The organism is Nocardia carnea (assembly GCF_029868325.1).
Lineage (GTDB): Bacteria > Actinomycetota > Actinomycetes > Mycobacteriales > Mycobacteriaceae > Nocardia > Nocardia carnea_C.
Genome location: NZ_JARWNW010000289.1, coordinates 24,836 through 33,264, shown reverse-complemented (window position 1 = coordinate 33,264; position 8,429 = coordinate 24,836). Strand labels below are relative to the sequence as shown.

The following is an 8,429-nucleotide window of genomic DNA, read 5'->3' as shown; positions in this document are numbered from 1 at the left end:
GGGGCAGACGGTTTCCGGGCCGGAGCAGAGAAGAGCGATCGTGGTCCCGGGGCCGGTGATGCTCAGGTGGCGTCCAGATCGCGCTCCCGGAAGCGGTAGGCGCCGACGGCAGCGGATAGTGCCGCCAGGACGGCCAGCACGATCAACGCCGGCCAGCGGATCTCTTCCATCGGGATGCGGGCGATGTGCTGGAACGGGGACAGATCATGGACCCACTGCGGCAAGTCCATGATCGGGCCGAAGAACCCGACAATCAGGGCGAACCCGAACAGCGCCCAAGTGGCGCCGATCGCCTGCGGAAGGACACCGTAGAGCAGGGCGGCAATCGCGAGTACCAGCAGCACCGCGGGTGCGAATACGAGGTGGGATACGAGACCGTCCACGACGTAGCCGGCGTCGCCGACCGACAGGGCCAGCGCAATCCCGAGTGCCAGGCCCGTCGCGGCGAGCAGGGCGAGGACGCCGAGCGCCGCGACACCGAGATATCCGGCGAACCAGACGACCCGGCCGGTCGCGGTGGCGAGCACCGGTTCGGTGCGGCCGGTGGTTTCCTCGGTGCGCAGGGATTGCACGGCGAGGATCGCGAAAACCGTGACCAGCAGGGCATCGAAGAACGCCATGGTGCCGAGGTAGCCGTCGAGCATACGGCTCGCGTCGCCGCCCATGACGTCGACGACCTGGTCGGGCAGGTCGTCGAAGGAATCGACGATGGTATTGCCGATCCCGCCGTAGAGCGCGCCACTGGCCACCAGGGCGCACGTCCAGCCGATGAGCCCGGCCCGTTGCAGGCGTGCCGCCAACGCCACCGGTGTGGCCAGCCAGGCCGGAGCCTCCCGGTGGCCGGGACGTGGCGGCACCAGCCCGGCGCCGAGGTCGCGGCGCGAGGAGAGGAAGTAGGCCACCGCGGTGACCACCAGAACCAGCGCGACCGAAAGCAGCAGCGGCCACCAGCGACCGTCTGCGTAGGCGCGGGTCTGCTGTGACCAGGCCAGCGGGGAGAGCCAGGACAGCGCGCTGCCACCTTCCTGGACGGCATCGCCGGCGGCGCGGATGACATAGGCGATGCCCAGTGCCAGACCCGCGAGTCCGGACGCGGCGCGCGAGTATTCGGTGATCTGCACGGTGACCGCGGTGATCGCGGCGAAGACCAGGCCCGCCGCACCGACACTGGCACCGAACAGCAGGGCGTCGGAGGTATCGAGCCCGGCCGCGGCGAACGAACCGGCGATCAGCAGTGTCACCGCGAGGTTCGCGATGACCGCGAGGACCAGTGCGGCGGTGAGCTGGGCATGGCGCCCGACCGCATTGGCGCGGACGAGTTCGGCACGTCCGGTCTGTTCTTCGACGCGGGTGTGCCGGGAGATGAGCAGGATATTCATCAGCGCGGCGAGCAGCAGGTAGTACAGGCCGTAGACAGCGACGATCACCGATTCGACGGTGGGGTCGGTCAGGCCGTATCCGGGGCCCGAGATCAGCGCGCCGACGACGCCCTCGCTGAACTGGCTGACCGCCCGTAGATCTTCGGGAGTTGTGTATACCTGCTGCAGTGCCGAGGCGTAGTAGACGCTCATCAGCGTGATACCGAGGACCCATGCGGGGAGCTTGATCCGGTCCCGTCGCAGATCGAGCCGTACCAGCGCGCCGGTACCGGCCAGGGTATCGCGCCAGGTGGTCTGTCGCGGGTCGATCGGCGCCGCGGCAGGTGTGCCGGAATGTAGTGCCGTGGTCGTCATTCGCCTGCTCCGTTGCCCGCGGCGGCGAGTTCGTCGCCGTAATGACGCAGCATGAGCTCTTCGAGTGTGGGCGGGTGGCTGGTGAGCGCGCGAACCCCGGCGCGGCTGACCGCGGCGATCGCGGCGTCGAGCGCGTCGGTGTCGACGTCGAAACGGACCCGGCCGTCCTCGGTGATCACATTGTGGACGCCGGCCAGCGCGCTCAGGTCCCCGATCGGGCGTTCGGTCACGGCTTCGACCGTGGTGCGGGTCAGATGCCGGAGCTCGGTGAGGGTGCCCGTCTGCACGACCCGCCCGCTGCGGATGATGCTCACCCGGTCGGCGAGTTTCTCGACCTGCGCCAGGATGTGGCTGGACAGCAGGACCGTGCCGCCCCGGGCCTTCACCTCGGCGACCACATCCTGGAACACCACCTCCATCAGGGGGTCGAGTCCGGCGGTGGGTTCGTCGAGCAGGAACAGATCCGCGTCCGAGGCCAGTGCCGCGATCAGGGCGACCTTCTGCCGGTTGCCCTTCGAGTAGGTGCGGGCCTTCTTCGTCGGGTCCAGATCGAACCGTTCGATCAGCTCTTCGCGGCGGGTCGTGTTCACCGCGCCGCGCAGCCGGGCGAATACGTCGATCGCCTCCCCGCCGGTGAGATTCGGCCACAGTTCCACATCGCCGGGGACGTAGGCCAGGCGGCGGTGCAACGCGACCGCGTCCCGCCAGGGATCCCCGCCCAGTAGTTCGACCGAGCCGCTGTCGGGGCGTAGGAGTCCGAGTAGGACCCGGATGGTCGTGGTCTTCCCGGCACCGTTCGGGCCCAGGAAGCCGTGGACCTCACCGCGCCGGACGTCGAGGTCCAGGCCGTCGAGTGCGGTGGTGCGGCCAAAAGTCTTGCGCAACCCCGAGATTGCGACTGCGGTATTCATACCCTTCAGCGTACATTTCTTTCACAAATGTGTGAATAGTTTGAAGGCTATGATGTAACTGCATGTGTCGGCAGGGGTAGAGGAGGTCTGTGTGGACGAGCAGGACCAGCAGGAACAGGCGGTCCTGCGGTTCGTCGAGCAATTCGCGCTGTTGCTCGCGGACTCGGGCACACCGCGGATGGCGGCCCGGGTCTTCGCCTACGTCCTCGCAGACGATGCCGAGCGCTACACCGCCCAAGAACTCTCGACCGGGCTCCAGGTCAGCCCGGCCGCGATCTCGGGCGCCGTCCGCTACCTCGTCCAGGCCGGGTTGCTCGGCCGGGAACGCGAACCCGGGGCGCGCGCCGACACCTACCGGGTCTACGACGAGGATGTCTGGTACGCCATCACCAGCCAGCGTCAGGAATCGCTCGACCGGGCCCTGCGGTTCCTCAGCGACGGCGTCGAACTGCTCGATGCCGCCCGCCCCGGTGGTCGCCGGGTCCGCGAAACGCTGGAGTACTACCGGTTCATGCGCGCTGAACTTCCCGAAATGATGAGCCGCTGGCAGAAGCACCGCCGGGAGATGTTTCCCGACTGAGCCGCAGATCTCGGTCGGTCTCGGTGTCTGCTCACCGATCCGGGAGGTGTCCCAAGCGTCCGGTGAGGTCGTCTACCAGGTCCACAACACCAGCCGGGTCGTCGTCGAGGGTCAGGTGCCCGCACTCCGCAAGTACACGCAGTTCGGCGCCGAGCCGGTCGCGAACAGGGGATTCCAGACGGTCGGGTGGCAGGAAGATGTCGTGGGAACCGGTGGCCACCACACAGGGGGCCGACCGGCAGCTCCCGAGCAATTCCGGAGCCAGGGGCGCCGGCGCCAGGGTGGACCGGCAGTAGCGGGCGACCAGGGTCATCCACTCCACCAGATGCGGTGCGACAGTTCGCTCCGGGCCCGACATCAGTTGCAGCAGACGGGCTGTGCCGGCACGTGACGGAGTGCCGAGCCAGGCCAGGGTCGCCGCGAGCAGGCGCGGGGGCACCGCCAGGCGAACCAGCCCGGCCGGTGCTATCAGCACCCGGCCGGCGACGCGCGGTGAGGAGCAGGCCAGGGCGATCGCGCCGCCCAGCGAATGCCCGAGCAGTACGGCCTTGTCGGGGACGGTCTGCTCCAGCACCTCGTCGAGCCACTGCCCATACCAGGCCATCCGGTCTCTGCGCGGCCGCTGCGGCGCGCTGAGGCCGGGCTGACCCGGCATATCCAGAGCGATGACCCGGTGCCGTATCGCCAGCCGAGCCAGAAAAGGTAACGAGGCCGCGGTGTTCATATTCGTTCCCGGGACCACCACGACAACGGGCCCCGGCCCGCGGGTATCTCCGAGAGTTGTGACGTGCGTGGGCCCGGCCGAGGTGGTGACCGTCGACTGCCGGTGCGGCGTGGACCAGTCGTCCAGTTGCTCCGTGCACCACAAACGGATCACCTCGCCGCTGGGGGCGTTGACATAAGCCGAAACCATCGCGGGACGGGAACCGCGAGCGAACAGTGAGGGGCGGGATCCGGGAGAACTCATCAGCGAAGATCGTCTTTCGTCGGCTGCGATCCCGGCCCGCGGCTGGACCGGGTGCGCCGACCAGGCTTCCCGGCTCTCCTCCCCCAAAGATGCCGGACAGACGGCTGTCAGTGCAAACGACGAGCTCCCGAAGCCGGCCGGGTCACCTGCCAGGCTGTGTCCTGGCCGATACGGTCCGGCGGGCGTCACCCACCGGGACCGTTCAGCTGCTGCTGAATCCGGTCGAGCGCGTCGCGGATCGCCTCGATCTGCGCGTTGAGTTCGGCGATCGTCGCCTCGTCCAGTGGTGGCGGCGCCTGTTCGGGTGGCGTGGTCGCCGGCGGTGGTGGTGCCGGTGGCGGCCGTCCGGGTGGCGGGGGCGCGGCGGGGCTGCCGCCGGGGGCGGTGGCGAGGTTTCCGGTTTCGGCGCCGAATACCTGATCCAGTGCCTCGGCGAGAGTGGGGGCGTAACCGACGCGGACGCCGGCGGTGGCAGGGTCGCGGTAGCTGACGAGGATTCGGGCGAGTTGCGGGAAGGTCGACCCGTTCGGCGTGGTCGAGATCCGTTCGGTGAACAGCGGTTCGACGTAGAGGATGCCGCCCTCGGCGATCGGCAGGGTGAGCAGATTGCCGTACTGGATGCGGTTCGACCGTTCCAGCAGGGTGCGTTCGGACGCCACCCGGGTATCGGAGATCATCGAGTTCTGGATCTGCTGCGGCCCCTGGGTGAGGGTGTCGGTGGGGAGTTGCAGGATGGTGAAACGCCCGTAGTCGCCGGGGTCGGAATCGACCGATATATAGGCGGACAGGAACTCCCGGTTGAATCCGACCATCGCGCTGGCCAGCCGGAACGACGGCTGCGCGGTCTGCGGATCCCCCATCAGGACGTAGAACGGGGGCTGGTGTGGGTTGGTATCGACGGTCGGGTCACTGGGTACCGACCAGAAAGCATTGGTGGTGAAGAACTCTCGCGGTTCGTTCACATGGTATTTGGCGAGCATCTCGCGCTGGACGCTGAACAGATCCTCCGGATAGCGGAAATGGGCCCGTAGCTCGTCGCTGATCGATTCCTCGGGTTCGACGGTTCCCGGGAAAACCCTCATCCACGCATCGAGTACGGGATCGTCGTGATCGACCTGATAGAGGGTCACCGTGCCGTCGTAGGCGTCGACGGTGGCTTTGATCGAGTTGCGTGCGTAGGAGATCTCCTCGAACGGGCCGGCGGCGGGGTCGCCCGGGTGGGCGAGGGCCTCCAGCGAACTGGTTTTCGCGTAGGGATAGCCGTCGATCGTGGTGTACGCATCGACGATCCAGACGATCCGGCCGTCCACGACCGCCGGGTACGGGTTGTTGTCGGTGGTCAGCCACGGGGCGACCAGCTCCACGCGATGCCGCGGGTCCCGGTTGAAGATGATCTTCGAATCGGGGCCGATCGCGCCGGAGAAGATGATGTTGCGTTCGGCGTACGCGGTGGCGAAGGCCAGGCGGTTGAACCAGTTCCCGATCGGGACACCACCAGCGCCGGTGTAGGTGTATTTCGTGCTGTCGGTGTCGTATTCGCGCGGTTCGGTGCCGCCGCCGACAATGGCGTAATCGGGGTCGGCCGCGGCAATCACCTCACCGAAGTAGATCCGGGGCTGATCGACGGGAATCAGCTGGTTACCGGTCGCGCCGGTGGCGATATCGCTGACCGTGTAGATCGGATAGCCGCTGTTACTGCTCTCGGTATCGCCGGCGGCGTCGCGAACCGCGGCATTGACGCGGTTGGCCGGGGCGGCGACGAACCCGTTGCCGTGGGTGTAGACGGTGTGCCGATTGACCCAATGCCGCTGGTTACCGCTCAGCGCCTCCGGGGTCAGCTCCCGCGCCGCGACCACATAGTCGCGTAGTTGCCCGTCGATGCGGTAGCGGTCCAGATCCAGGTTCTCCGGGAAACTGTAGAAATTCTTCAGTTGCTGCTGCTGGGTGAATGTCCGCGAAACCACATTCGGGTCCAGCAGACGGACATTCGCGAGGGTCGTCGCATCCGCGGGAACCTTCGGCGGCGGCCGGGTTCCGATACCCGGGTACGGCTGGTACTCGACCCGGTCGCCACCGATCCCGTACGCCTGCCGGGTCGCGGCGATATTCCGTTCGATGTAGACACGTTGCTTATCGGCCGCGTTCGGCCGGACCGAGAGTTGCTCCACCGCCAGCGGCCAGACCCCGCCCACCAGGATCGACGACAACAACAGCATCGCGGCTGCCAAGGCGGGAATGCGCAGATCCCGGACCACGACGGCGGAGAAGAAGGCCGCGGCGCAGATCAAGGCGATCGCGAACAGGATGAGCTTGGCCGGCAGCACCGCGTTGATATCGGTGTATCCGGCCCCGGTGAACGTGGGCTCCTGACTGTCCCCGGCGAGCAGCGTGTACCGGTCGAACCAGTAGGCGATGGCCTTCATCAGGACGAAGAGCCCGGCGAACACCACCAGCTGGACGCGGGCGGGATGGCTCAGCCCCGGGCGACCACCGGAGAGCCGCAGGCCACCGAACAGATAGTGGGTCGCCAGACCGGCGAGGAAGCCGAGGAAGATCACCACGAGCAGCCAGGTCACCACGAGCCGGTAGAACGGCAGGTCGAAGACGTAGAAACCGATATCGTGCCCGAACTCGGGATCGCGGATATCGAACGATCCGCCGTGCAGGAACAGTTGTACGGTCGTCCATCGTGACTGGCCGATGAGCCCGCAGATCACCCCGATCCCGCCGGCGATACCCAGCCCGAACCACAGGGGTCGCCGCAACACAGTGGTGCGATAGGGCAGCAGGTAGTCCTCGGTTCGGGGCAGGGCGACCAGTGGCCGATAACGGAACGCGAGCCACATCGCCGCGAAGAGAACACCACCCACGAGCACCGAGATCACAACGAACAGCGATACGCGGGTGAACAGCACGGTGCGCCAGACTTCGCGGAAACCGACCTCACCGAACCACAACCAGCCGGTATAGACACCGATCAGTCGTGTCACGACGAGGAGGAACACGAGGAGCCCGACAGCGACGATCAGCAGCAGTCGCGCACCGCGGGGCAACCGCGGCAGGCTCAGACCCTCGTGTGCGCTCATCTCCCACACTCCCGTGGCTGCGCTCGCCTGATGGGTGGGCGGCCGGCACCGGCCGTAGCTCCGATACTACCGACGCCGCCGGCCGGCCTGTCGACGTCCTGCCGCTGCAGACGCCGGGTTCCCGCACCGGCGCCGGCGATCGGGGTGCAGCCGGCAGCGATATGGTCCGTGGGGTTGGTCTGCGACGAAGGAGAGGACGATGGCTGTGACGACGGAGCAGGTGGTTGCGGCTCCGGGATGGTTCACCGCGGCCATCGCGGAGTTGCCCGAGCATCGTGAGGTCGAGGTCGGCGGGGCAGCGATTCATCTGCGCTGCTGGGGTCGGGCGGGAACCCCCGGGGTGGTTCTGGTGCACGGCGGATCGGCGCATTCGGGCTGGTGGGACCATATCGCTCCGTTTCTGGCGACCACGCATCGTGTGGTGGCGCTGGATCTGTCCGGCCACGGTGACAGCGGCGTGCGCGCCGGCTACCCGATCGAAGGCTGGGCCGACGAGGTGATGGCGGCGGCCGAGGCCGGGGGTATCGCCGGACGGCCGTATATCGTCGGGCACAGTATGGGCGGCCGGGTGACAGCCGTGGTGGGGGCACGGCATCGGAAATCGGTCGCCGGCCTCGTGATCATCGATTCACCGATCAGCGAGCCGCCCCGGGATGCTCTCGTAGGCCAGCTCCGTCGCAAACCGAAGACCTACCCGACCAAGGACGAAATCTGCGAACGATTCCGTACGGTGCCCGAACAGGCGGTTCTGCTCCCGTACGTGGCGCGGCATGTGGCCGGCGAATCGGTGCGGAGCACGCCCGAGGGGTGGGTCTGGAAGTTCGACCCCGAGATGCTGCGCAAACGCCTCGAACACGGGCGTATCCCACCTCTCAGCTCACTGAAGACGGTGGAGGCTCCCGTGCTCTACATCCGTTGCGAGTTCGGGTTGGTGACCTCTGAGCGGGCTCAGGAAATCGCGGGATTGTTCGGACATCCCGCGACGGTCGTCGATTTGGCCGCCGCGGGCCATCACCCGATGATGGATCAGCCACTCCCACTCGTTGCGACCCTGCGCACAGCTCTTGCCCAGTGGGGTTCCCTGAATGAGAGCGGCCGGCCGGATGCCCCCGCCCACAACCTGCATTAGCCCCCGGGCCACCGTAGTGACAA

General features: G+C 67.4%; 6 protein-coding genes. 2 read left to right on the top strand and 4 right to left on the bottom strand.

Annotated features, from left to right (window positions below; translation table 11 throughout):
* Positions 1-62: 62 nt before the first annotated feature.
* A complete protein-coding gene (locus QH196_RS27770) occupies positions 63-1,733 on the bottom strand; it encodes an ABC transporter permease (RefSeq protein ID WP_280418792.1) in 1,671 nt (556 codons plus the stop codon).
* Entirely contained in the window at positions 1,730-2,644 is a 915-nt protein-coding gene (locus tag QH196_RS27765) for an ABC transporter ATP-binding protein (RefSeq protein WP_280418791.1), read from the bottom strand. The genes QH196_RS27770 and QH196_RS27765 overlap by 4 nt, the downstream gene beginning before the upstream one ends.
* A gap of 91 nt (positions 2,645-2,735) precedes the next feature.
* Here QH196_RS27765 and QH196_RS27760 point away from each other — a divergent pair, with 91 nt between their 5' ends.
* Complete coding sequence (locus QH196_RS27760; RefSeq protein WP_280418790.1) at positions 2,736-3,224, top strand: GbsR/MarR family transcriptional regulator; 489 nt, start codon at positions 2,736-2,738, stop codon at positions 3,222-3,224.
* A gap of 31 nt (positions 3,225-3,255) precedes the next feature.
* Here the strand turns inward: QH196_RS27760 and QH196_RS27755 are convergent, their stop codons facing one another.
* Together QH196_RS27755 and QH196_RS27750 are read right to left on the bottom strand one after the other, a co-directional pair.
* Positions 3,256-4,137 (bottom strand): alpha/beta fold hydrolase, encoded by an 882-nt coding sequence (locus QH196_RS27755; protein WP_280418789.1) that lies wholly within the window; start codon positions 4,135-4,137, stop codon positions 3,256-3,258.
* A gap of 239 nt (positions 4,138-4,376) precedes the next feature.
* The gene (locus tag QH196_RS27750) at positions 4,377-7,277 is read right to left on the bottom strand and encodes a UPF0182 family protein (RefSeq protein WP_280418788.1); all 2,901 of its coding nucleotides are present in this window, start codon (positions 7,275-7,277) and stop codon (positions 4,377-4,379) included.
* A 199-nt stretch (positions 7,278-7,476) separates the two neighbouring features.
* Here QH196_RS27750 and QH196_RS27745 point away from each other — a divergent pair, with 199 nt between their 5' ends.
* Positions 7,477-8,406, top strand: coding sequence for an alpha/beta fold hydrolase (locus tag QH196_RS27745; protein ID WP_280418787.1), 930 nt, complete (start codon positions 7,477-7,479; stop codon positions 8,404-8,406).
* The last annotated feature ends 23 nt before the right edge of the window (positions 8,407-8,429 follow it).